This window comes from Eubacterium sp. AM46-8 (assembly GCF_003466705.1).
Lineage (GTDB): Bacteria > Bacillota > Clostridia > Lachnospirales > Lachnospiraceae > Lachnospira.
This window is the reverse complement of record NZ_QSEU01000008.1, coordinates 65712-92406: the sequence shown is the minus strand read 5'-3', so window position 1 is coordinate 92406 and position 26695 is coordinate 65712. Positions and strand designations below refer to the sequence as shown.

Sequence of the window (26695 nt, the reverse complement as noted above, 5' to 3'; positions counted from 1 at the left end):
AGAAATATTATATGGAACCAGATTACAATAACAACTATCAGAACAGCTTTCAAAGCGGTTTTAAGCCCAATGAATTTGATGACCTTCATCTTGATGATGAAATATACGAGATTAAGTCTGACAGAATTAATCCTGAGGATTTTTATCAACACGGTCGAAAGAAAAGATATTCAGAAGTCAGTCTTAGGAACATGCCTGTTGTGCTTATTATAATCCTTGCTAATCTGCTTGCAGGCATTATGTGCATAATAGCAGGCAATGACCATTTTGAAACAGGTGGCCTTAATTACCAGTACATCCACAACAACAAAGAGTATATAAGACTTCTTACTTATATGTTCCTGCATGCCAATTTACCACATTTTATTAATAATATGATTGCACTTTACATATTCGGTTCAAGACTTGAGCCACGTGTCGGTTCGCTTCGTACTGCAATTATATACTTTGGCTCAGGAATTGCATCAGGTCTTGTATCTGTATATGTATCACATCTTATCAATCCAGATGTTATCCGTTTCGCAGCCGGAGCATCAGGTGCAATATTCGGTGTAATGTGTGCAACACTGTTTACCAACTTCAGTTCCAAAACCGATTCTAACAAAACAACCGTTATCGTATCTATCGCGTTAATTGTTGTATATGCACTTATATCCAATGGTGCTAATGTTGATATTCTCGGTCACTTAGGCGGCGGTATTGCAGGTGGAATTCTTATATTCATTCTGTATCATGACTATCTTAATGATGCATTTGAAAGCACTGTATCAACGATAATCGCAATTATGCTTACGGTAATCATAAGCTTTGTTGGTGTAAGCAGTGCAGGTATAGGAACTAAAGCTAATCCTATGCAGGATTCGCGTATTGATGTTGTAAAGTCACAGCAGATATTCAAGGATTATACCGTAACATATGGGGAATGCCTTGATAACAAATGTACTGACCCAGAATGGACTATATTCAGTTCTAGCGATAAAAAGAAAGTTGTAGAATTCAATGGTAATGTAGTATATAATAATATGAATTCTTCTTTGAAGATTCAATTCGTATATAATGATTCTGATGATTACTGGGCTCTAAGCTATATGGCCCTTAACGGCACTGCAATGGATAGTAATGGTGCAGCCATGCTACTTAACTATCTGTGCAGCGATTACTTCAATTAGGAGGCGATGTACATGTCTAAGCTGTTTAATTCTAATGACGATGATCTTGGGTATCTTGATGATACTGTGCATATTAACTGGAAAAGATTTCTGCCGGCAATCATAATTGCTGCAGTAGCAGTAATTGCATTAATAATTGTACTTATTGTTTCTTTCGGTCATAAAGGCAGAAAAACTCCTTCAAATGTATCTTCAACCGAAGAGACTTCATCTGTCAATGGAACAGATGCCGACGGCAATTATACTTTAAGCGATAAAGACGAGAAAGAGCAGGATCCACAGTACTCTGATTCTGACGGTGCCATGAATCAGTCAGCCGGTAATGGTGCTTCTGTAATCCTTTCCAACAGCACTAACGAGACATCGGATATCACAATCGGTATAGATGTGTCAAAATTTCAGGGAACTATAGACTGGGCACAGGTTGCTTCATCAGGTGTTGATTTTGCAATGATAAGAGTTGGCTACAGAGCGCAGAAAACAGGCGTTATCTATGCTGACACCAATGCAAAGTATAACATGCAGCAGGCTGCCGCTAACGGAATCAAAGTCGGAGCATACTTCTTCTCATCAGCTGTTAATGAGGCTGAAGCAGTTGAAGAAGCAGACTGGGTTGCAGATTTCATCTCAGATTACAGCATAACTTATCCTGTTGCATTTGACTGTGAGGGCTTTAATACATCTGAAAGCAGACAGAAGAGCATGACTAAGGCTGAAAGAACTGCCGCTGCCACTTCATTTTTACAGGAGATATATGATAAAGGCTATACACCTATGTTCTATGCAGCTTCATCTGAGCTTTCCAATAACAGCCAGTGGAACACTGCAAGCTTAGAAAATTCATATAAGATATGGGTTGCACAATATCCGTCAACGCCTTATCCAGAGACACCATCCACATCATATGCAGGAACATGCAGCATGTGGCAGTATACTAATCAGGGCAGGGTAGCAGGAATTGGTACAAATGTTGATATTAACGTTGCATATTTTGGTTATTCTGAAAGTAACGGTTCTCTTAGCGGTGAAACTGCAGCAGCCGCATCACCTGATGTAGAAGCAGGCATGGTATTCACATCTGTTAATGATACTGTTACTGCCAAAGATGAAGTAAGGCTTCGTGATAAGCCTAGTCAGGATACCGACGCAACAGTAATTACAACACTTGTTAATGGTGAAACAGTCACCCGGACAGGTACAAGCAGCAGCGGCTGGTCAAGACTTGTCTACAACGGACAGACTGTATACGCTGTTACAAGTTATTTAACAACAGACCTTACACCTAAGACAACTGAAAGTCCTACAACCGGATTTAACACGAAATTCACGGACTGTAACGACACAGTAACACCTAAAGACGAAGTTAATCTGAGAAATAAACCTAGTGTGACAGATGCAGATTCTGTTGTTGTTGCAACTGCTAAAAAAGGCGAGCTTTTCACCAGAACCGGCTATAATACAGAGGTTGGCTGGTCAAGGGTTGTATATAACGGTCAGACACTTTACTGTGTTACAAGCCTGCTTTCTATACAATAAATTTAAAATGTCAGGAGAATTATTGTGAGTATTATAATCACTGATTTATGCAAAACCTTTGATGACAATGAAGTTCTTAAAAATGTCAATATAACCCTTAAAGATAATTCTATATATTGTCTTATGGGAACTTCCGGCATTGGAAAAACAACGCTTTTAAGAATTCTAATGGGACTCGAACATGCTGATTCCGGCAGTATATCCGGTATAGATATCAAAAGCATATCTTGTATGTTTCAGGAGGACAGGCTGATTCCTGACCTTTCAGCAATAGATAATGTCAGAATAGTGCTTCGTAGAAAAAACAATAGGGATGAAATCCGTAATCATCTGTTATCAATTCTTCCAGATGATAGTCTTGATATTCCTGTAAGTTCATTATCCGGTGGAATGAAAAGAAGAGTTGCACTTGCAAGAGCATTATCATATCCTGGGAAACTTATAATACTTGATGAACCATTCACAGGTTTAGATAAGGATACTAAGTTAAATGTAATAGACTATATCTTAAAAATGCGTAATAACCGTACTTTGCTTATTGCAACTCATGGAACTGATGATGCCAATCTGTTAGGGGCTGAAATAATAAAGCTTAATAAAAATATTAATTAAACTATTAAAGGGAGACTGTCTTATGACAATCTCCCTTATTAATTAATATTATGTGACTACATTTCTTCGATAATCTTTCTTGCAACATATACGCCACTGGCAGAAGCATGTGATAATGAATGTGTAACGCCGCTTCCGTCGCCAATTATGTATAAGCCCTTATATCTTGTCTCAAGATTGTTGTCAATCTCAACTTCCATGTTGTAGAACTTAACCTCAACACCATACAGAAGTGTATCATCATTGGCAGTTCCCGGTGCAATCTTATCAAGTGCGTAAATCATCTCAATAATTCCATCAAGAATTCTCTTAGGAAGTACAAGACTTAAATCCCCCGGAGTAGCAGCAAGGGTAGGCTTTACAAGCCCCTCCTCAATTCGCTTTTCTGTACTTCTTCTTCCTCTCATAAGGTCACCGAATCTCTGAACAATAACACCTCCACCAAGCATGTTGGAAAGTCTTGCAATACTCTCACCGTATCCGTTACTGTCCTTGAATGGCTCTGAAAAATGCTTTGCAACAAGAAGCGCAAAGTTTGTGTTCTCTGTCTGCTTTTCAGCACCTTCATAGCTGTGTCCGTTAACTGTTACAATTCCATTAGTGTTCTCATTAACTACGATTCCATTAGGATTCATACAGAAGGTTCTTACAAGGTCCTCGAATTTCTCTGTTCTATATACAATTTTGCTTTCGTACAGTTCATCTGTAAGATGTGCAAATATAACAGCAGGAAGCTCAACTCGCACACCGATATCAACACGGTTAGACTTGGTTGGAATCTCAAGCTTCTGACAGACATTTTCAATCCATTTGCTTCCGCTTCGACCAACAGAAACAATACATTTGTTACAATCCATGTACTCGTCCTTATAGAATACTCTGTAGCCGCCATCAATCACTTCAATATTGCTTACAGGAGTATTAAAATAGAAGTCTATATGATTCTTCATCTCGTTATACATGTTCTCAAGAACAATATAGTTAATGTCTGTTCCAAGATGTCTAACTGACGCATCAAGAAGCTTTAACTTGTTCTGCATGCATAAAGTCTTGAACTTAGTGCCTGCTGTCGAATACATGTGAGTCTCTTCACCACCATGTGATGTATTGATTGTATCAACATACTTCATCAGGTCGATTGCCTGATCCCTGCCGATATACTCATAAAGAGTTCCACCGAAATCATTAGTTATATTATATTTACCATCTGAAAATGCACCAGCGCCACCAAATCCGTTCATAATCGCACATGTTGGGCATTTAATACAGGCTTTGACCTTCTTGCCATCTATAGGACATTTTCTCTTCTCTAATGTGTTGCCTTCCTCAAATACAGCCACTCTGGTTTCAGGTGACTTCTTCATAAGCTCGTACGCAGAAAAGATTCCGCCCGGTCCGGCTCCAATAATAATTACATCGTATTCCATACATTATCCTCCTCGGAGAAATATCTTAGAATATTATATCATAGAATCGGGGTTATGTGGTATAGTGTAGGTATTAATTAGAGTATTTAGCATCAGACTACTTATTGATGAGCAAGGTATTATCATCAAGGCTAATGAAAAGGGAAGCCCCAGCGGTAATACCCAATGATGGGAAACAGACTCCGATGAAAGGGCATTCTGTATTTATTGCACAGCATGCAACAGCTACCTGCTGCAGGGAATGCATAAGAAAGTGGCATAAGATGAAGGCTGGTGTAGAGCTAACGCAGATTCAGCAGGATTATCTTGTTGATGTAATAATGAAATGGATAAAAAAGGAATACAACGATTTTAAAAATCAGTAATTCATTAGGCAATTTGAGAAAACTTAGGTGTAAAATTTACTAGGGAAGATAACCATGAGTATTTAATTGACAAGCTGTGAATCATTTGATATCATTGCATGGTAAATTAATAAGACAGTTCGTTTGTACCATCCTGTCTCTAAATAAAACCAGGACTATTATTTTTATAATTCATAATTGGAAATTTTTAGGGAAATAATCTATTAAGGCACGGGTACAGATGTATCCGTGTTTTTTTAATGCAATATAAGCAAATGGAGAAAAGATTTATGTATATTTTAAAAACAGAGGCTAGTTTTGATTCGGCACATTTTCTTGCAGAATACAATGGAAAATGCAGCAATCTTCATGGACATAGATGGAAGATTGTTCTTGAAATTCAAACTGAGGAACTAAAGGAAGATGTTCAGCATAAGGGTATGTATGTTGATTTTGGAGAACTGAAAAAAGATTTAAGAAACATAGCAGATTCAATGGATCATGCATTAATTATAGAAAGAAATTCATTGAAGGAAACTACATTTGAAGCTTTAAAAAGCGAGAATTTCAAAATTATTGAACTTGATTTCCGACCGACAGCGGAGAATATGGCCAAGTATTTTTATGAAAAAATAAAAATACTTGGATACAACATGAGAGCTGTAACTGTATATGAAACTCCTGCTAATAGTGCAACTTATATGGAATGATTTTTAATCTGAAAGGATTTATATATGAGTAAATATGAAGTAGTTGAAAAATTTGTAAGTATTAATGGTGAAGGAACTAAAGCCGGGCAGCTAGCGGTTTTTATACGCTTTAAGGGCTGTAATCTTAACTGTAAATACTGCGATACCAAATGGGCTAATGAGCAGGAGACACCTTCTCAACCAATGACAGAAAAAGAAATTCTTGATTATGTTTTATCGACAGGAGTAAAAAATGTCACTCTTACTGGTGGTGAACCACTGCTAAGAGAAGGTATTGAAAATGTTATAACAGTTCTTGCAGAAAACAATCTGAACATTGAAATAGAGACTAACGGCAGTGTCTATCTTGATAAAATCCGTAAGCTTCACAAAGAGAATGTAACTTTTACAATGGATTATAAGCTTTCATGCAGTGGTATGGAAGCGGCCATGAATCTGGATAATTTTGATATTTTAAATAGCAATGATACTGTCAAATTTGTAGCAGGTTGTCGAGAGGATCTTATAAAGGCAAAACAAATTATAGAAAAATATAATCTGTATGGAAAATGTAACCTTTATATAAGTCCGGTATTTGGAATGATAGAACCTGAGGAAATTGTTAATTTTATGAAAGAGAATGTAATGAATGATGTTAATATGCAGATTCAGTTACATAAAATTATATGGTCACCAGACAAAAAAGGAGTCTGACATGGAAAAACATAAGAAAATAGACACTAAGGCAATTGAATATCATATAGCTGGTATTCTTAAGGCTCTGGGTGATAACCTGAACGGGAGGGCTTAAAAGATACACCTAAAAGAGTTGCAAAAATGTATGAAGAAGTTTTTGATGGAATGAATTATACAAATGAAGAAATTGCGGATATGTTTAACAAAACATTTGCACTGGATATGGATGAAGAAGAGTCTGAACAAATAGAATGTAAATGTCAGAGCGGAACTTCCAATATGGTAGTGGTAAAAGATATAGATATTTTCAGTTATTGTGAGCATCATCTTGCTCTTATGTATGATATGAAGGTAACAGTTGCTTATATTCCAAATGGAAGAGTAATAGGTCTTAGTAAGATAGCAAGAATAGCAGATATGGTATCTAAAAGACTGCAGCTTCAAGAAAGAATAGGAAGTGATATTGCTGATATTATGCAGATGGTTACTGGTGCCAAAGATATAGCAGTATTTATTGAAGGATGTCATAGCTGCATGACCGCAAGAGGAATTAAAAAAGCTAACACAAAAACATATACACAAACATTAAGAGGGAGATTTAACAATGAAAGCAATGGTTTTGTTCAGTGGTGGAATAGATAGTACAACATGCCTTGGTATGGCAGTAGAAAAATATGGTCCAGAAAATGTTATTGCGTTATCAATATCATATGGGCAGAAACATACAAAAGAGATAGAAGCGTCAGATAAAATAGTAAAATACTATAATGTAGAACATATTTATCTTGACCTTGCAAAAATATTTCAATATAGTGATTGTTCATTATTATCACATTCTGATAAGGAAATACCTAAAGAATCATATGATGAGCAGATTAAGAGCACAAATGGTTCTCCTGTTTCAACATATGTTCCATTTAGAAATGGGTTATTTTTATCAAGTGCTGCAAGTATAGCAATTTCAAAAGGCTGCAGTGAGATATATTATGGGGCACATGCGGATGATGCGGCTGGAAGTGCATATCCTGACTGCAGCAGTGATTTTAATAATGCAATAAATGAGGCTATATATCTTGGAAGTGGAAAGCAGATTAAGGTTGTAGCACCATTTATCAATGCAACAAAGGATCAGGTTGTAAAAAAGGGGCTTGAGCTAAATGTACCTTATAAGTACACATGGAGTTGCTATGAAGGTAGCGAAAAACCTTGTGGAAAGTGTGGAACATGTATAGATAGAGCCAGAGCATTTGAGTTAAACGGAATTAATGATCCAGCTATGGAATAAAAAGGAGAAAATTATGACTGGAAGAAGTAAAGAAGAAACAGCAGATATAACATTATTGGGAAATCAGAAAACACAGTATCCAAGTGATTATGCACCGGAGATGTTAGAGACTTTTGAGAATAAACATCAGGGTAATGATTATTTTGTAAAATTTAATTGCCCAGAATTTACAAGTTTGTGTCCTATAACAGGGCAGCCAGATTTTGCAACTGTTACAATATCATATGTGCCAAACATTAAAATGGTGGAAAGTAAATCATTAAAATTATATTTATTCAGTTTCAGAAATCATGGTGATTTTCATGAAGACTGTATGAATATTATCATGAAAGATTTGATAAAACTTATGGATCCAAAATACATAGAGGTATGGGGAAAATTTACTCCTAGAGGTGGAATATCAATAGATCCTTACTGTAATTATGGAAAACCAGGAACAAAATGGGAGGATATAGCATTTAACAGAATGGCAAACCATGATATGTATCCAGAAAAGGTCGATAATAGATAATAATAGATAAAATAACGCCGATAAATCAGGATTTATCGGCGTTTTACAGTTACTCAAATAAATGTCTAAATAGATCTTTAATTTCGTCCGGGAAATCCTTGAAATCATCTTCTTTCACTTAAAAATTGCTCGTTACAGTAGTAAAGTACACATTTTAGTCACTTCGCTAAATTGCTGTTTAACGAAGTGATTACCTTGCAAGCAATAAATTACTCTTAAAAATGTTGCATGCCTTTCATTCTAATTATTCTTTTTCTTCTCTCTTCTTATAAAAAGACAGACACATATAACAACAAAAACAACAGTTGCAGCTATAAGAATTGGCCATACCGGAATCGGACAGACAGATGCCTTTATAAGCTTAAGTCCCTGATAAAGTGTGTATACACCGAATATCGAGAATATTGCGAATGCAAGTGTATTAAGCAGTCCGTCCGGAGTCTTGCTCTTTAACAGATATCCGACTAACATACCAAGAATGTCAGCTGCAAAAAGTCCGAGCGAACATCCTATCCATACAACAAGAGCTGCACTCATACCTTCATTAGCACCAAATGTTATAGCTGTAAGCTGTGTCTTATCACCAAGTTCTGCAATGAAAAATGTACAGAAAACTGCAAGTGGTGCAAACTTAATCTTTGATTTGCCGCTGCCTTCTTCTTCGTCATCATCATCTCCGGCAATGGTTGATGAAGCAAAATAAAGAAATGCAAGTGCTGCAATAGTCTTTATAAGCCAGTCAGGAATAAATTCACTGACAAACCCACCTGCTAAAACAGCAAGTCCGTTAAGTACAAGAATTGCTGCAGCAGTTCCTAATATAATATCTCTTAACTTATATTTAGAAGTAAGGGCAATAAGCATAAGCTGGGTTTTATCTCCCATCTCTGCTATGAATTCAGTAAAAAATACTTTTAAAAACAACAACATTGGTATGTTACCTCATTTATCTTATTATGATATAAACTGCATATATTGCGTAAAGCGCAACCATTGAAAATCCTTCGATTCTTCCAATCTTTTTCTTAGTTCCTGCAAATATCCATACGCACACGGTAAATACAATAAGCACGCACAAATCTATAATATTTTCTGTAATTATGCTGATTGGGCTGATTGCTGATGCAATACCAAGTACCATAAGTATGTTAAATACATTTGAACCAATCGCATTACCAAGTGCCATATCGACTTCATTCTTTCTGGCTGCCACAATTGAAGTTACAAGCTCTGGAAGTGATGTTCCAATTGATACGATTGTAAGTCCGATAAGTGTCTGGCTCATTCCAAGGTCACTTGCAATTCTTGAAGCAGCATCTACTGTCATATCTCCGCCAATCGCGATCGCAATTGCACCACCTATTATGAAAAGAATGCTGAGTGGGACAGATACCAGCTTGATATCTTCATCTGAACCGCCCTCAACCTCAACTTTTTTACCTTCTTTGCTTGCCTTTAGTGCAATCTTAATCATATATAAAATGTATCCTGCAAATGCACCAATAAATATTACACCATCAAAATGTCCAAGTGTCATACCTGACTTATCACCAAATCCGAGGATTCCTAAAAGCAATAAAAGTCCAGCACAGATAAGTGAAAATGGGATATCTCTTTTTATTGTTTCTTTTGCAACATTTACTGTTGCAATCATTGCACATACGCCAATAACAACCATCAGGTTAAATATATTAGATCCGACTACATTACTTACTGCAAGCTCATTGTTGCCTGTAATTGATGCAGATACGCTTACCGCTGTCTCTGGAAGCGATGTTCCCATCGCGACAATCGTAAGTCCTATAATAATAGAAGGAACATGCAGTCTCTTTGCCACACTTGAGCTTCCCTCAACGAAAAAATCTGCTCCTTTAATCAGCAGCACAAATCCGATAATCAAGAACACAACTACAAGCGCAAAGGGCGCGTTATTAATAAAATTACCCATATAAATCTCCTTATTTTTCTGCTTTTTCCTTTTCCGGGGGGTATAAAAAAACTCATGTATATCAACCAGATTCAGTGATATTACACACTGAAAATAATTGATATACATGAGTCTCATTATTTAAGATTTGCCAGATTATACTCTCTATTATAATCAGAATGTTGACAAATCACACTTCCGCGCTAACTACTCCCTCATGGAATATTTAATTACTTGATAAATAATATCAAATGCGTGCATGTGTGTCAATAACTAATTCTTATGAAATCTCTTCTCTTCCTCATATGCAGGCTCACATGTAAGGTTCATTCCAAGTCTCTTAAATGTATCTTTATCAACAGATGAAAGGATTACTGTTGAGTGAACATCACAGCCATAAAGCTTAGGAATCTGCTTTAAAGCCTTATCAGCTAAAGGATTGGCTACAACTGAAGATGAAAGCGCAATAAGTATCTCATCTGTATGAAGTCTTGGATTCCTGCTGCCAAGGTAATTAGTCTTTAAAGTCTGGATTGGACTGATTGACTCAGGTGATAACAGGTCAACTGAATCATCTATTCCAGCAAGCTGCTTTAATGCATTAAGCAATGCTGATGACGCAGCACCTAACAAATCACCTGTTTTTCCGGTAACAATAGTTCCATCTTCCAACTCAATTGCAACCGCCGGTTTGTCACCGCTTTTTGCTGACTTTTCAAGCGCAGCATTAACAACAGGTCTTGAAGATGGTGTGATTCCTGCCTGATTCATGAGAAGCTCAATCTTGTATATTTCCTGACTGTTTACACCAGTTCTCTTCTGGTCGCATAAACATTTGTAATATCTTCTGATAATCTCCATATCAGAAGCATAACGGCATGCCTCATCATCAACAATACAGTTACCCGCCATATTAACGCCCATATCTGTTGGTGACTTATATGGACTCTCACCGGCAATAAGCTCGAACATAGCATTAAGTACAGGGAATATCTCGATATCTCTGTTATAATTAACAGTTGTTTTACCATATGCTTCCAAATGGAAAGGATCAATCATATTAACATCATTAAGGTCTGCTGTCGCTGCCTCATAAGCAAGATTAACAGGGTGCTTAAGTGGAATATTCCAGATTGGGAATGTCTCAAACTTGGCATATCCAGCCTTAACTCCATGCTTATATTCATGGTAAAGCTGAGAAAGGCATGTAGCCATCTTTCCACTTCCCGGACCCGGTGCAGTAACAACTACAAGTGGTCTGCTTGTCTCGATAAATTCATTCTTTCCGTAGCCTTCATCACTTACAATCTTAGCAACATCATTAGGATAGCCTGCTATCTTATAATGCTTGAAATTCTTGATTCCATGTGCATCCAGAACCTTAATAAAATTATCAACATCAGGCTGCTGGAAATACTTGGTAATGCATACGCTTCCAACAAAAAGTCCGTATTCTGTAAATGCATCTATAAGTCTTAATACTTCCTGATCATAAGTAATTCCATAATCACCACGAATTTTGTTGCTTGCAATATCTTCTGCACTTATTGCAATAACAACCTCTGCCTGGTCCTTTAACTGCAAAAGCATCTGAAGCTTTGAATCCGGCTTAAATCCTGGAAGAACCCTTGATGCATGATAATCATCGAACAGCTTTCCTCCAAACTCAAGATATAACTTATTGTCAAACTTGGCAATTCTCTCCTTAATATGCTCAGACTGCATTTTTAAATATTTGTCGTTATCAAATCCTATCTTCATAATCTTATTCCTTTAAGTAAAATTCTTTAATAAAATTAACATAAATCACAAAATTTATCCAGTTCTTTAGTGACAATATTTTTCGTTTTGAACTTCGGATTATTGTATAATCTGCCTCGTGCCATGACTAAATCCACGTTACGAAGTGCCCTGAGGTCATCAAGCGGGTTATTCTTAGTCACAATCAGGTCAGCACATTTGCCGGCTTCAACTGAACCTGTCACATCCCCAATGCCAGCCAATACAGCGCTGTTAAGAGTTGCTGTATATAATGCAAATGCATTGCTTACACCGACATATTTGTGAAAATAATATAGTTCTCTCCAGAAATCATACTGTGTAATCCATGGACAGCCAACATCATTACCAAGTACGACTGGAATGTCGTTGGCAATTGCAGCTTTGGCACATTCCTTGATTCCCTCAAACACAATATTGCCATTGTACTGCTCGACCTCTGACGCATTAGATACGCTTCTGTCAAAAAGCGCATATGGCAGTGCCGGAGATAATGTTGTACAAAGAAACGCATTATTTTCCTTAAACAAATGTATTATCTCATCATCAGGCTTTGCTCCATGCTCTATTGAATCAACGCCATTCTGTAGTGCAACCCTTACACCCTCTGGTGACTCAACATGTGCTGCAACCTTATATCCAAGCGCATGTGCCTTATCACACACTGCCTTTACCATCTCAGGCTGCATCTTAAGTTCACCCGGCACGCCCTTAGCCTTGGCATCAAGCACCCCGCCTGTAATCATAAGCTTGATAAGGTCAACATTCTGACTCTTTGCAATATCAACCTGCACAAGCGCCTCATCTATATTATGTGCAGCTACTGCAACAGAACCAGCCATATGTCCACCCGGCACAGAAATTCCTTCATTAGCTGCAAGAATTCTTGGTCCGGCTGCCTTACCATTTCTGATATCGTCCCTTACTCTTGTATCAAAATCAGCAAGACCACCAACAGTTCTTATTGTAGTAACACCACTCATAAGTTCAGTCTTTGCAAAATCTTTGACGACCTTGTATGTCACAGCTCTTGAAAGTGCTGTTCCCATAAGCATCTTAACAGTCTTTTCATTATCTCTCTGTTTCTTCTGTGGCTTCCCATTGCCTGCAAGATGAACATGCATATTAATAAGCCCCGGCATAAGGTATCTGCCTTCAAGATTAATCTCCTTAAACCCATCCGGTACAGTGCTACCCTTCACAATACAGGTAATCTTATCATCTTCAACAAGCACAGAATGACCATCTAAAACTTTCATATCCTTAGTTCCATCAAGGATATGTCCATTAGTAAAAATGTATTTCATAACCCGTCGCTCCTTGCTTTCAGCATAATCTTAAGTTATTTTACCACATTTTCACCAGTAATGTCACATGAAATAAATGCTTTCTAGAATAGCATCACAACAGCATGCACAACAAATGCCATCACCCACGCAATCAGACACTGCCACACAACCATTATAACAGCCCATTTCCCGCCAAGCTCACGCTTTACTGAAGCAATTGCTGCGATACAAGGTGTGTACAGAAGACTGAATACAAGCATTGCGGCTGCACCGGCTGTTGAAAGTGCTGCCTGTATGCCTGTCCCGAAAAGTATCTGCATTGTTGATACGACACTTTCCTTTGCCATGACACCACACAGCAAAGATGTACATATTCTCCAGTCACCAAGTCCTAAAGGTGCAAATACAGGGGCTATTATTCCCGCAATAAGTGCAAGTATGCTGTCCTTTGAATCTGTAACAAGATTAAGGTGCAGATTGAAGCTTTGTAAAAACCAGACAATTACAGTTGCAACAAATATAACTGTAAATGCTCTCTGCAGGAAATCCCTAGCCTTTTCCCATAATAACTGCAAAACATTTTTCATGCCTGGAAGTCTGTAATTAGGAAGCTCCATAACAAAAGGAACAGCTTCGCCCTTGAATAATGTTCCTTTATAAAGCAATGCCACAAGAATTCCCATAATAATTCCAAAGAAATATAATGCACCCATTATAAATGCACCCTTTCCCGGAAAAAATGCACTGACAAAGAATGAATATATTGGCAGCTTGGCTGAACAGCTCATAAATGGTGTAAGAAGAATTGTCATCTTCCTGTCTCTCTCACTTGGAAGCGTTCTTGTTGCCATAACTGCAGGAACAGTACATCCAAATCCAATCAACATAGGAACAATACTTCTTCCTGACAGACCAATCTTTCTTAATAGTTTATCCATAAAAAATGCTACTCTTGCAATATAACCACTGTCCTCCATAAGTGATAAGAAGAAAAACAGTGTAACAATAATCGGCAGGAATGAAAGCACTGAGCCGACACCTGCAAATATTCCATCTATTACAAGACTGTGAATAACCTTATTCACGCCTGCCGCTGCAAGTGCATTGTCAACAACGCCAGTAAGTGCATCAATACCCATCTGCAGAACATTCTGTAAAAATGCACCTATCACATTGAATGTAAGGAAGAATATTGCTAGCATAATCGCCACAAAGCAGGGAATTGCCGTATATTTACCAGTAAGAATCTTATCAATCTTCTGGCTTCGTATTCTTTCTTTACTTGCCTTAGGCTTAACAACATTAGCTTCGCATATCTTCTCTATAAATGTAAATCTCATATCTGCAATTGCCGCACTTCTGTCAAGACCTCTCTCAGTCTCCATCTGAAGTACAATATGCTCAAGCATCTCTTTTTCATTCTCATCAAGCTGCAGCAGCTTTAATATAAGAGGATCACCTTCAATAATCTTACTTGCTGCAAATCTTACCGGAATATCGGCTCTCTTTGCATGATCCTCTATAAGATGAATAACAGCATGAATACATCTGTGTACCGCTCCGCCAAAATCATTCTCATCGCAATAATCAGTTCTTTCTGGCTTCTCCTGATACTCTGCAATATGAAGTGCATGCCTTATAAGCTCGTCAACACCTTCATTCTTGGCAGCAGATATAGGAATAACCGGAATTCCTAGCATATTTTCCATGCCATTAATATCAACAGAACCTGAATTGCCTACTACCTCATCCATCATATTAAGTGCAAGAACCATAGGCACATCCATCTCTAAAAGCTGCATTGTAAGATACATGTTTCTCTCAATATTAGTTGCATCAACTATATTAATAATAGCCTTTGGCTTCTCATTAAGTACGAAATTTCTCGAAACAATCTCCTCGCTGCTGTATGGTGACATAGAATATATTCCTGGTAAATCCGTTACTGATGTATTCTCATGTCCCTTAATCATACCGCTCTTGCAGTCAACTGTAACACCCGGAAAGTTTCCGACATGTTGGTTAGAACCGGTAAGCTGATTAAACAGAGTTGTCTTTCCACAATTCTGGTTACCAACCAGTGCAAATGTAAGCTTTGTTCCTTCAGGAAGCTTTTCTCCATCTCCCTTAGCATGGTATTTACCAGTCTCACCAAGTCCCGGATGGTCAGACTTATATATTCGGTCTGGCCTTTCGTGTTTTCTTGTACGCTCATCTATAGGATCAATAGTAATCTCTCCTGCATCGGCAACTCGAAGTGTCAATTCATAGCCATGTATCTGTAATTCCATTGGGTCACCCATAGGTGCCAGTTTCACAAGCGTAACTTCCGCCCCGGGAATTACGCCCATATCAAGAAAATGCTGTCTTAATGCGCCTTCACCACCAACTGAGGTAATTCTTGCACATTGTCCAATCTTAAGTTCATTTAACTTCATGTGTGTTTTCCTTTTCTAAATAATCTGCCCAAATCATTATTGATAATTCTTCTCAATAATTATTGTAGCACACATGACAAGTGCAGGACACCCCTTAATTGGCATCCTGCACATTTTTCTTAATATTTAACTTCTCTTCTACATGGAATACATTACTTCGTAGTCGCAATCATATCCGCAATTGCCCATCTTCCATCATATTTCACGAAATAGAATGTCGAATCAATAACATCTTTTCTCGCACCGCCTGAGGTAAGCGTCATATTCTTTGTAAATGCAATATGGCATGAATAACAGTCATCATTATATTCAATATAATTATCAACTGTTACTCCTGTATACGGATTCCCCGACAATGTGTGGTCACTGATAAATGTAATATCTGCACTTGACGCATAATCTTTCGCAAGATTCCAGTAATAAGAATCCTCAATAAGATACTGCTGCACTGTTGCAAGTCCATGACCTGAACCACTTAAATCATTAGTAAGGAAATTATCCCATATTTTTGCCATATTAAGAGCTTCTTCTTTTCTTTCTGATGGCATATCGGCAGAATTGCCACTTGCAGCTACAGATACATTTCCCTTAGCATCTACATTTGCAGTAACTTCACTGCCTGATGCATTATATACTTTGATTTCCGGCTTATTGACAAATCCAGTCAGCTTATATTCAACCGACTTTGGCATTGTGACATATTTAGAAACATTCACAAAATCAGGATTCTCTGTAACTTTGCCAGTCTTGTAATCATCTGACACAGTAATTCCATTAACTGTAAATGTATATCCTTCCGGAATTGAAACAGTATAATCGGTGGTCTTTGCTGAAAATACAGGCTCAATTGACTTAATCTTCCAGTCAAACACTGTAAGTATTCCAAGAACAACATGCTGGTCTTTGGTCTCCAGTGTCATTCTGGCAACCTTCTTGTCATCAGCATATATGTCATACATAGGCTCTTCTGTATTATAACTGCCCTCTGATTTCTTATATGTATAGTCAGTTGTACCATCTAATTCGGACATGTACATATTGACAAATGTATCTTTTCCCTCAAATTCACTGCTGGCTGGAAGCTCAATATTATCAGCCAATGTCTTATCAGCAGCCATCTTTGTAAAGTCATTAAGGAAATCATTCATTACCTTGTCCGACTGTGAATTCTCATATTTCTTAAGGCATGAACCTGTATATGCAATCATACAGATTGCAAGAATAAGAAGAATCACTGCATATACGGCAAGCCCTGTCCAGTAATTTAATGGTATATTGATTTTGCCTATATTTATAGACTTTTTAGTATTATTTTTCATATCTACACAGTTCTCCTTCCAATTACTTAGGCATTACAACAAATGCTGTTGGCAGCTTCCATGATGAATTCTGATAATAAAATGTTACGCTTGTCATCTCATAGCCACCGTTATATACCATTGTTGAAGAACTTCCGCCATCAAGGTTGGCTGCATTGACTGCTCCGTATTCCTGCATGACTGATATCAGGTCTGACGCAGTTGCACCAAGATGTCCTGAAGCACCTCTTCCATCTGTAACTAAAAGAAGTATTGCTCCGTCAGCTCTCTGTCCGATTGCTGTTCTAGGGTTAGCCCCGCTTCCCTGACCTTTTAATACTCTTGCTTCATTGTTAATAATAAGCGGAACAAAATGATTATTAGAATCAGAGCTTTCCTCCTGAAAGGCAACAGCATCCCTGATTCCAGCTTCATTAACATAGCTCTCAAAATCTGCTGCCGACATACCATCTATATCTTTAACAACTAAAAGGTTATCCTTATTAAGTCCAATTAAGTAAAGACCTGAAAGTGCTGAAGGACTGTTATATGTAATCTTACCGTCCTGCACTACAATTCCAAGTGGTGAGCCGCCTCTGTTTCCTGATGAAACATACAGACCGCCGTTAACTCCTGCAACAGCTCCTGCTCCGCTCACAATCTCATGAAGCTCCTTACCGTAATCTCCCCAAGGATATGTAGTTCCAACCTTAACCTGTGACGGATCTTTTATAATCAGCATTTTTCCAAAGAATGACCTTCCTGAAATCTCAACCATTCTTATTCCATTCCCGTCAAACTGCTCTACCTCTCCGTTATTATCAACCGTCTGTGTATCTGTGTCTGTTGATATATTAATAAGAGAAGTATCAATATCTGAATCCATTGACTCCATCTTATTAGCATTAATTACCTCATTAATCTGCGCATCTGTACAGAACCACGAAGCAAGAAACTTCATCTGACCTGATTCAAGAACTGTTGATATAAAAAGATTTCTGGCAGCAGGTGCTGAATCGCTACATATTCTCTTAATCATAATGAATAAAGTTCCTACCAGCATTACTATAGTAACAAGTACCACCAGTAACACCCTGCCTATAATTCTGGCAATTTTCTTTCCCATAATTTTCTCCCTATTCTGTGTTATATATTATTCCAGCATCATTGCCTTAGATATCACTGAACCTGAAATACTGAAAATATTAATTATTATATCACTAATATGGCAGTGTTTGCCATATATAATTTGAAATACTCATCGCTGTCACTTCTTCTTGTACATTCTCATCGCTGTCCGCACGGACAGCTCATATGCCAGAACTGCATTCTGGCATTGTCGCGACGCTCCTCGAATATACAAGAACAAGCCCCAGCCCATGCAAGCATGGCTGTCACTTCTTCTTGTACATTCTCATCGCTGTCCGCGCAAAAAAAGAGCGACGGCAAATTAACTCTGCCATCGCTCCTTTTAAAAAATATGAGGGAGAAAAAATGTTTTCTTTACTCCATCATAATACAACATACTTTGTGATATGTTAATATATATTGTATAAAGCATTTCTAAAAAAAGTATAAAATGGCATTCAACTTATTCCGGTCGTCCAAGATAAAATCCCTGCACTAAATCAATACCATTATCTCTTAAGAATTCATACTCTTCTCTTGATTCAACACCCTCAGCAAGCACCTTGATGCCTCTTTTATGGAAGCTGTCTCTATAATAATAATAATACTCCTGCTTATCAATATCATTCTCAATATCTGTTATCAGACTTCTGTCCAGCTTTACGATATGCGGTGCAAATATATCCACTGCCATCATATTATTATTGCCTGTTCCAAAATCATCAAGTGCAATATTGAATCTGCTTCTATTAATTGAATTCTTCTTAGACTGCCATTTGTCAATGTCTAACGCAGTGTATTCCAGAATCTCTATTATTCCCTTATCTCCCAGAACATCTGCATAGAATTCATCAAAAACAGCCTGCTCCTCTGCAGTAAATGATTCCGCAGGAAATGAATTAATTGCAATATATGAATTATAACCTCTTCTCTCATAACACTGGACTGCACCAAATATCGTAGCAACCTCAAGTGTATGCAAATCACCTTTTTTGCGGAATTCTTCAATCAGATTAATTACTGATATATTCTTTGGCCTCATTAAAGCTTCATGTGCATATATCTCCTTACCATCCGGAAAGAAAATAGGCTGAAATGCATAACTTATTTCTAACTTTACAAGCTTATCTTTAATCTCTTCTTCAAGTGGAAAAATGCTATAGTCTACCATATTTTCGTCAAAACCCTCTCACATTATTTATAAACAACATTAAAAATTCTACCGCTTTATTACATTCTTTGCAACTGTTATATTCATTCACAATTAATCACAAATAATCATCATAAAGGTGTCAGTTCTGACATTTTACTGCATGCAATCCTAAAGTTTTCTATCTTCATATCAGAATAACTGATTACAAAGCTGTGGCTGTATTCATCTGTATTATTATGATAGTACTCAGATAACGCATTTATATGGATGCCATCTTTCTCAAGTCTTCTTTTTACCTCATTATCAGAAAGTAATGTATTAAGTTCAAGAATAAAATGCAGTCCTGAATCAGCCTCTCTTACTCTTCCAACACATTTGAACGGCTCCTCTTTAAGTACTGAAAGAACAGCCTCTCTCTGTTTCGTATAATACAGTCTCATTCTGTTTAAATGTTTCTCAAAATACCCTTCTTCTATAAATGCAGCAAGTGCATACTGCTCGAAATTAGATACAGTACATGCATAAAAATCAAGTTTTTCCTGATATGTTGCTGCAAGGTGTGGTGGCAGAACCATATAACTGATTCGGATTGTCGGTGTCAGTGTTCTTGAAAATGTATTCATATATATAACCTTTTCGCTTATATCTATGCTTTTCATAGTCGGAATTGTCTTTCCTGTCATACGGAATTCTGAATCATAATCATCTTCTATTATATATCTGTCCGGCTTTTCATTAGCCCATGCAAGCAGTTCAAATCGCCGGCTTACCGGCATTGTTATACCTGTCGGATAATGATGTGTAGGACTTATATGAACAATATCTGCCATACATTCTCTTACCGCTTCCGGTTTCATTCCTTCATCATCCATACCTGCATAACAGAATTTAACATTATTACTTGCATATATCCTGGCAATCTTAGAATATCCCGGATCTTCAACACAATACACTTTATCTCTTCCCAAAAGCTGTATAAGAAGACTATACATATATTCCGTTCCGGCGCCAATGATTATCTGTCCGGGTGTTACCTGCATATCACGAAATGAAGCCAGATGCATAGCAATTGCTTTTCTTAACTCCCATGTTCCTTCTCCCGGAGAAATTTTCATAAGATCATCCTGCCTGTCTGTTATAACACGTCTCATAAGCTTAGCCCATGTTGCAAATGGAAAGCTTCCAGGATCTGTCCTGTTTGATGATAAATCTGATTTATATCCGGTCTTCTTCTTTGCGGTTATTTCAGGAACTTCATATTTTACCGGCTTTATCCTTGCAACACCTGAAATATCCGATACATAATAGCCCTTCTTAGGAACAGAATATATATATCCTTCACTCATAAGCTGTCCATATGAATTCTCTACTGTTATGGTGCTTATTCCAAGATTGACAGCAAGCGTTCTCTTTGAAGGAAGATGCTCACCCTTAACAAGTCTGCCTTCTATTATATCTTTTTTGATACATTTGTATAAATATTCATATATTGATTCTTTTCCAATGTTTTCAAACGAGTATGTCAACATAATCTGACCTTATTTCTTTTTCAGAAATATTCCTTTATATTAATGTCAGTTATTATAACATGCCTGATGAAATGTAGCAAATATTCTACAAATATTACATATATTTCTTATCTTTTCTGTTACACAAGATATAGAATACCACATTTAACACAATTCCAAAAATAGTTGCAACCGGAGCGGCCAGACCAATCTTAGTAAGGCTCGCATCAGGCTGTATACTCATATAATACGCAAATGGCAGACGGACAAGCAGCGTCTGTACAAGCCCCTGAATCATTACCCATACCGTCTTGTCATGTCCATTAAAGTAACCAATCATGCTGAATAAAATTGCTGTAACAATTGTCTCTAACGCAAATCCCTTAAGGTAGTCATAACCATTCTGAATAACTGCCTCATCGGTTGTAAATATTGCTGTGAGAAGGTCACCCTTAAACATCACGAATAAGAATACTATGCATCCTATAACCAGTCCGACTCCAATACCGACAAACATCGTCTTCTTTGCTCTCTTTTCGTTGCCTGCGCCGACATTCTGTGAAACAAATGACGCCATTGACTGCATAAGAGAGCTTGGAATAAGCATTGCGAAATTAACTATTTTACATGCAACGCCATATCCTGACGAAGCCTGTAATCCCAGTCTGTTAACGAATGCACATAAGGCAAGGAATGAAATCTGTGTAAGAAATTCCTGTAATGCAAGAGGAAGCCCAACTTTTAACGCTCTCCTGCAATGTCTGTTAATTGAGAAATCCTTCTTAGTTATCTTAAACGGAAGTTTTCTCTTAAAAAGTAATACAAGTGCAAATACAACACTTACCGCCTGTGCTGCAACTGTCGCAATAGCAGCTCCGGCAGCATTCATATTAAACCCTGCAACAAGGACAAGGTCACCCACAATATTAATAACACATGCAACTGCCACGAATATAAGAGGTGATTTGCTGTCTCCAAGTCCCCTGAATACTGCTGAAAGAAGATTATATGCAACTATAAAGAATATTCCTGAGCCACAAATTTTTACATATAAAGATGTAAGACCTACTGCTTCTTTCGGTGCCTGCATTATAACTGCAATCTGTCTTGAAAAAACAATCATAACGATAAAAAGAGCAACCGAAATCATTGCAAAAACAACAATTGCGCCACCAATTAAAGCACCTATCTGTTCCGGCTTCTTCTCACCAATATATCTTGCAATAAGCACTGTAACACCCATTGCAAACTGTGTTATAACAAATGTAACTAAATTAAGCACCTGGCTTCCTGTAGATACGGCTGAAAGGCCTTCAGTAGTTCCGAATCTTCCAACAACAAGCAAGTCAACTGCACCATACGCTGCCTGTAATATTAACGCCCCAAGTATAGGCATCATAAAAGGAATCAGTTTTCCTAATATACTTCCCTGTGTAAAATCTGATTCTGAATTATTCAATGTCAACTCTCCTTTCGCTCATCACCTTGTAGAATTTGTTAATAGTCTCAATCATAGAATCAGCCTCTTCATCACTAATATCCGTAAGATATCCGCTAAGACGGCTGTAATAATCCGCATCATACTTCTTAGACAACTCTTCTCCCTTATCCGTAACCGTAATATAAGTTATCCTTGCATCTTCCTGTGAAGTAGTCTTCTTAAGATATCCCTTAGCTTCCATCTCCTTGACAGTACGGGTAACCCCTGGTCTTGGCAGATTAAGCCAGTCACTGATATCCGAAACCTTAACACAATCATTAGTCTCTAACAGATGATGAATCACATCAATATACTGGATATAAGCAGGCGCAACCCCATCTGGCAGCTCCGGCAGCAATTCCCTAATCCTCTTAGCCAGATAGCAGGCATCCAGCATTCTCTTAATCTTGTCTGGTTTCATAACAAATTCAACTCCTTAAATTATATGGTCATAGATTTAATTACCCTTGTTAATTATCGCAGGTAATTATATATGTATATTCCTGTAGTGTCAACCTGATTTCTATGTAGATTCCTGCTTATCGTTGTGAAACTGGTTTGATTTTGCTTGTAATCCTCTATTTTCCTTTCAATATAGCTCTATTTGCATTTTCATGTAACCGTCTCTGTATCTCCTAGTAACGTCTTGGTTTATGCTGCTTTTATTTTCATGTGGATTCTTTTATGTGATTTTTATTTTCGTATAGATTTATTCATGAGGAATTACCGTTCCTATAAATATCATTTTTCATAAGCACATATAGGTACTTTTTCACTCATTCCAATAATTTCCAGCAAAAAACACCTATAAGACGGTCCACTATTAACTGTCTTATAGGTTTCTACAGAAAAAACATAATAATACAAGATTTTTCCATATTTTCACCTATAAATCCATCGATAATACAACTACCTATAGGTATCACATCAAGGAAGCGATGTTCCCCAAAGGGGAACGAGCCCATCCCACAACAAAACCTTCCGGTCAACAAGGAAGCGATGTTTTCCAAAGGGAAACAAGCTTGAGTCCACGCACAGGCAGGCCTGTTTTATGGTGTGTTGCAGCTTCAGACCGTTGGAAGTGCGCCGGCACTTAGTGAACGCACTCCCGAAGGGAGCAGTGAACTTAGTACCGCTGCGCACTTCCACGAGCGGGAGCGTGTCTAAAGTGCAATACACCATAAAACCCTTACTCTACATTTTTCAATGCATCCGTCTTAGGAATCTTAGAAATCTTCACAAGCTGAAGCACAGCAACAACTGCATAGCATACAATTCCAAGAATAACCATCTCAACAAAGCAGCTTTTTCTTATCATGTATGGGATATATCCTGTCATCATAGTGTAAAGATATGATGAGAATGCCCACTTAAGCATGACATTGATTAAAGGAACTGAAACAACAAGTGATATAACGACCATAATCGAAGTTGCCATTATATACAATCCTCCAATCTCTCCATTCTTGAAGCCAAGAATCTTAGTCATAGATATTGACTGTGCATTTTTCTCAATAATCTGTTTAGATAACAGATACATAAGAAGCACGAACATTATAATTCCAAAATACTTCAGTATATACATCATCTCGCCCATTGAAACCTTCATCTGGTTAGACACTTTGATAAGGTCTTCATATGTAACTATTGAAGCAACATATTTATCATCAATATCTGTCAGCTTCTTGTCTGTGAAATATCCTGTAAAGTAATCATCAGCCTTGTCAAATGTATCAATAAAGTTTTTTCTTGTCATGAATACTGCAAGTGCAGCATCATATTTATAACTTCCTGCTATTGTGAATTCATACTCATTATCTGAATACGGATCTTTCAGTTTAAATGTATCACCCTTTTTAAGTCCGTATTTGACCATTACACCATTAGATACAAGTATCTCATCATCCTTGATATCCACATCAACATACCTGCTGTTATCCTGAATACCATATATCATAATATCATCTGTCATGTATTTTTCATCAGTTGTATCAAGCGATGTCACACAGTACTTTTCTGCACCGGAAATATCAGTCTCTGCCTGACTCTTTAACACATACTGATAATCACATATCTGTGACTTCTTAACAACATCAGCATAATCATTAATAAGCGGTTCAAACATGATACTGAATACAACAAGTGCACCTGCAATCAGTATTCCTAAGAACAATGTCAGATAATTAGGTATATTCTGGAACATTATCCTCAATCTGAATCTTGTCATGAATGGAAGCTTGTGGCTTAACTTTACAAGCTTCTTTTTCTTTCTGTTGGTAAGCTCATGCCTTAAGAACTTAAGCGGTGAAAGCCGGAGCTTCTTATCAAGCACAATAAGATTAACAACAAACATAATAATAATCGGAACAACTGTTGTATCAACAAATGCTTCTGCATTAAGCAGTGTCGTGTAAGTACACAGACTGTAGCTGTTATAATACACATTTACAAAAAACTTCTCCAGAAGAGTGTAACCAAGTATATTACCAGCAACAGCAGCAACCAGTGTTACAGCAACCGGAAGGACCATGTAATGTCTTACAATCTCACCTCTCTTATAGCCTGATGCGCGGAGAGTTCCGATAACACCAGCCTCCTGACTGATTGTGTTAAATGTTGTAACAGCGAATACAAATGCAATTACAACCACTACAATATAGTCAAAAAGCATAATTGTTGCCTTATCTGAACCCATATCATCTCCTGTGAAATTAACAGCCTTGTTAGTATATCTTGGCAGATAATCAGAAACACTGATAATATCCGTATTACCACTCATCATGAGCTTTGTATCATAGTCTTTGATAACATCGCCAAGATTTTCAAGAAAATCTTCAGAAGCCTCTTTTTCTGCTTTATCTCCTGAAACCTCTTTGTTATATTTCCATGCATAATTATATTTGACATGATTGCTTGCAACATTTTCAAAGCCCTTATCAGTCATAACAGCAATAGAAAAATTAGTTGAGTCAAACATCATGTCTGAATTATTCTCAAAAAGACAGCTGTAATCAGGAACTGCAACAAAACCGGTAACCTTTAATTCTTTTCCTGCGAGCTTAATTGTGTCGCCAATCTTAATCTTTGCATTCTGTGCATACATACGGTCAAGTGCTATTTCATTATCAGCAGCAGGCATTTCGCCTTCCATAACACACTCAAGATTAACCTTTGTCCTGTCTTTATACACTCTGATTGTATCACCGCTGTCAGCCTCATCTTCCTCAAAATATCTTAAGTCGTAAAGCTTGCTGTCAGTCTTATTCTCAATATCTTTTATAAACGAACTGTCAGGCTCTTTATCTAATGCAAAATGTCCATCTTCAAGATTATATTTTCAAAGCCCTCATCATATGAGTGCTTAACGCTGTTGTCTGCAACAAGGAATCCGCTGACTAACGAAATCATCATAACCATAAACAGGAATATCACAAGATATTTACCAAAATCATGCTTTAATTCTCTTGGCAGACGCTTATTTAAAGGATTTCTCATAATCATTTCCTCCTACCATTCAAGGTCTGCTGCCGGTATCTTGTTATCATTAACATAGTTCTTACGGATTCTGCCATCTCTTAATGTAATAACTCTGTCTGCCATATTCTTGATAGCGTCATTATGTGTAACTATTATTATAGTATTACCGTACTTCTTATTAACATCTTCAATAAGCTTTAATATATCCTTAGATGTGTTGTAATCAAGCGCTCCTGTAGGTTCATCACACAACAGGATATCAGGATTCTTGATAAGTGCTCTTCCTATTGAAGTTCTCTGCTGCTGACCACCTGATAACTGGTTAGGCTTCTTGTCAGCATGGTCTGAAAGTCCAAGTGTGTTAAGTATCTCGTCAGTATCAAGTGCCTTATCACTTAAGTAAGCACCAACCTCAATATTTTCCCTTACAGTAAGGTTAGGTATAAGATTATACATCTGAAAAACATATCCAAGATGCTTTCTTCTGTACTGTGTAAGACACTTCTCATTCATATCCGCTGTTTTCTCACCATCTATAGATATGTAACCCTCGTCTGCATCATCAATACCACCGATAATATTAAGCAGTGTTGATTTACCAGAACCTGATGGACCAAGCAGTACAACTATTTCCCCCTTATTAACCTCTATGTCTATACCATTCAGTACTTCCACCCGGCTTTCGCCTTCTCCATAATGCTTTTTGATTCCATTAATCTCTAAAAACATATTTACCTCCTTCGGGCACGCCCTCTCATATCATTATATGAACAATCGTTCATATATTCATTATATTACCACTTCAAAATTTTGTGTCAATATATGATATTTTATCGTTTTACGGCACAAAAAAAGCAAGCATCGGTTAGAATGCCCTAACCATGCTTACTTTATCACATTTTACTATATAATTCACTATTTGTTATTGATAAATATTATCAATAATTTA

The 26695-nt window shown here is 37.3% G+C and carries 23 protein-coding genes and 1 pseudogene; 9 read left to right on the top strand and 15 right to left on the bottom strand.

What is annotated here, in order from left to right:
• Positions 1 to 11 precede the first annotated feature (11 nt).
• Genes DW963_RS07135 through DW963_RS07125 form a run of 3 tightly spaced genes read left to right on the top strand, consistent with a single transcriptional unit; the run spans position 12 to position 3317 of the window.
• Positions 12 to 1169 (top strand): rhomboid family intramembrane serine protease, encoded by a 1158-nt coding sequence (locus DW963_RS07135; protein WP_117914623.1) that lies wholly within the window; start codon positions 12 to 14, stop codon positions 1167 to 1169.
• 12 nt (positions 1170 to 1181) lie between these two features.
• Positions 1182 to 2705 (top strand): GH25 family lysozyme, encoded by a 1524-nt coding sequence (locus DW963_RS07130; protein WP_117914622.1) that lies wholly within the window; start codon positions 1182 to 1184, stop codon positions 2703 to 2705.
• A 24-nt stretch (positions 2706 to 2729) separates the two neighbouring features.
• Positions 2730 to 3317, top strand: a complete 588-nt coding sequence (locus DW963_RS07125; protein ID WP_117914620.1) for an ATP-binding cassette domain-containing protein — start codon at positions 2730 to 2732, stop codon at positions 3315 to 3317.
• Between the two features lie 56 nt (positions 3318 to 3373).
• On the opposite strand, the gene DW963_RS07120 is transcribed toward DW963_RS07125, so the two are convergent.
• Positions 3374 to 4744, bottom strand: a complete 1371-nt coding sequence (locus DW963_RS07120; protein ID WP_117914618.1) for an NAD(P)/FAD-dependent oxidoreductase — start codon at positions 4742 to 4744, stop codon at positions 3374 to 3376.
• A gap of 107 nt (positions 4745 to 4851) precedes the next feature.
• Here DW963_RS07120 and DW963_RS07115 point away from each other — a divergent pair, with 107 nt between their 5' ends.
• The 6 genes and pseudogenes from DW963_RS07115 to queF all read left to right on the top strand — a co-directional run bounded on the left by DW963_RS07115 (position 4852) and on the right by queF (position 8269).
• A complete protein-coding gene (locus DW963_RS07115) occupies positions 4852 to 5109 on the top strand; it encodes a DUF4186 family protein (protein ID WP_117914616.1) in 258 nt (85 codons plus the stop codon).
• Positions 5110 to 5378: 269 nt separating this feature from the next.
• The gene (queD, locus tag DW963_RS07110; protein WP_117914614.1) at positions 5379 to 5798 is read left to right on the top strand and encodes a 6-carboxytetrahydropterin synthase QueD; all 420 of its coding nucleotides are present in this window, start codon (positions 5379 to 5381) and stop codon (positions 5796 to 5798) included.
• Between the two features lie 24 nt (positions 5799 to 5822).
• Positions 5823 to 6491: a putative 7-carboxy-7-deazaguanine synthase QueE gene (gene queE / locus DW963_RS07105; RefSeq protein ID WP_117914612.1), complete on the top strand. Its 669-nt coding sequence runs from the start codon at positions 5823 to 5825 to the stop codon at positions 6489 to 6491.
• Position 6492: 1 nt separating this feature from the next.
• Positions 6493 to 7115, top strand: a pseudogene (gene folE / locus DW963_RS07100) (GTP cyclohydrolase I).
• Complete coding sequence (gene queC / locus DW963_RS07095) at positions 7078 to 7758, top strand: 7-cyano-7-deazaguanine synthase QueC (protein WP_022098095.1); 681 nt, start codon at positions 7078 to 7080, stop codon at positions 7756 to 7758. Before folE ends, queC begins: the two are co-directional and overlap by 38 nt.
• A gap of 13 nt (positions 7759 to 7771) precedes the next feature.
• Positions 7772 to 8269, top strand: a complete 498-nt coding sequence (gene queF, locus DW963_RS07090) for a preQ(1) synthase (RefSeq protein WP_117914610.1) — start codon at positions 7772 to 7774, stop codon at positions 8267 to 8269.
• 240 nt (positions 8270 to 8509) lie between these two features.
• Here queF and DW963_RS07085 read toward each other — a convergent pair whose 3' ends face one another.
• From DW963_RS07085 to DW963_RS07020, 14 genes are all read right to left on the bottom strand, one after another.
• Positions 8510 to 9199: a TMEM165/GDT1 family protein gene (locus DW963_RS07085; protein WP_117914609.1), complete on the bottom strand. Its 690-nt coding sequence runs from the start codon at positions 9197 to 9199 to the stop codon at positions 8510 to 8512.
• Between the two features lie 16 nt (positions 9200 to 9215).
• Complete coding sequence (locus DW963_RS07080) at positions 9216 to 10217, bottom strand: calcium/sodium antiporter (protein WP_117914607.1); 1002 nt, start codon at positions 10215 to 10217, stop codon at positions 9216 to 9218.
• A 252-nt stretch (positions 10218 to 10469) separates the two neighbouring features.
• Entirely contained in the window at positions 10470 to 11957 is a 1488-nt protein-coding gene (locus DW963_RS07075; RefSeq protein WP_117914605.1) for a DUF1846 domain-containing protein, read from the bottom strand.
• Positions 11958 to 11992: 35 nt separating this feature from the next.
• Entirely contained in the window at positions 11993 to 13282 is a 1290-nt protein-coding gene (locus DW963_RS07070; protein ID WP_117914603.1) for an amidohydrolase family protein, read from the bottom strand.
• A gap of 83 nt (positions 13283 to 13365) precedes the next feature.
• Positions 13366 to 15702, bottom strand: a complete 2337-nt coding sequence (gene feoB, locus DW963_RS07065; protein ID WP_117914601.1) for a ferrous iron transport protein B — start codon at positions 15700 to 15702, stop codon at positions 13366 to 13368.
• Between the two features lie 152 nt (positions 15703 to 15854).
• Complete coding sequence (locus DW963_RS07060; protein WP_117914599.1) at positions 15855 to 17021, bottom strand: hypothetical protein; 1167 nt, start codon at positions 17019 to 17021, stop codon at positions 15855 to 15857.
• Positions 17022 to 17043: 22 nt separating this feature from the next.
• Complete coding sequence (locus DW963_RS07055; RefSeq protein WP_117914597.1) at positions 17044 to 18126, bottom strand: phosphodiester glycosidase family protein; 1083 nt, start codon at positions 18124 to 18126, stop codon at positions 17044 to 17046.
• 465 nt (positions 18127 to 18591) lie between these two features.
• Positions 18592 to 19299 carry an EAL domain-containing protein gene (locus tag DW963_RS07050; RefSeq protein ID WP_117914595.1) on the bottom strand — a complete coding sequence of 236 codons (708 nt, stop codon included), beginning with the start codon at positions 19297 to 19299 and terminating at the stop codon, positions 18592 to 18594.
• 110 nt (positions 19300 to 19409) lie between these two features.
• Positions 19410 to 20810 carry a MocR-like pyridoxine biosynthesis transcription factor PdxR gene (gene pdxR, locus DW963_RS07045; protein ID WP_117914593.1) on the bottom strand — a complete coding sequence of 467 codons (1401 nt, stop codon included), beginning with the start codon at positions 20808 to 20810 and terminating at the stop codon, positions 19410 to 19412.
• Between the two features lie 94 nt (positions 20811 to 20904).
• Positions 20905 to 22248 (bottom strand): MATE family efflux transporter, encoded by a 1344-nt coding sequence (locus DW963_RS07040; RefSeq protein WP_117914591.1) that lies wholly within the window; start codon positions 22246 to 22248, stop codon positions 20905 to 20907.
• On the bottom strand, positions 22241 to 22690 hold the full coding sequence (locus DW963_RS07035) for a MarR family winged helix-turn-helix transcriptional regulator (protein WP_117914589.1): 450 nt from the start codon (positions 22688 to 22690) through the stop codon (positions 22241 to 22243). The genes DW963_RS07040 and DW963_RS07035 overlap by 8 nt, the downstream gene beginning before the upstream one ends.
• Before the next feature lie 768 nt (positions 22691 to 23458).
• The gene (locus DW963_RS07025; protein ID WP_286169142.1) at positions 23459 to 25459 is read right to left on the bottom strand and encodes an ABC transporter permease; all 2001 of its coding nucleotides are present in this window, start codon (positions 25457 to 25459) and stop codon (positions 23459 to 23461) included.
• A gap of 113 nt (positions 25460 to 25572) precedes the next feature.
• Positions 25573 to 25764 carry a hypothetical protein gene (locus DW963_RS13630; protein ID WP_243085064.1) on the bottom strand — a complete coding sequence of 64 codons (192 nt, stop codon included), beginning with the start codon at positions 25762 to 25764 and terminating at the stop codon, positions 25573 to 25575.
• A gap of 12 nt (positions 25765 to 25776) precedes the next feature.
• Positions 25777 to 26475, bottom strand: a complete 699-nt coding sequence (locus DW963_RS07020; protein WP_117914588.1) for an ABC transporter ATP-binding protein — start codon at positions 26473 to 26475, stop codon at positions 25777 to 25779.
• Between the last annotated feature and the right edge of the window lie 220 nt (positions 26476 to 26695).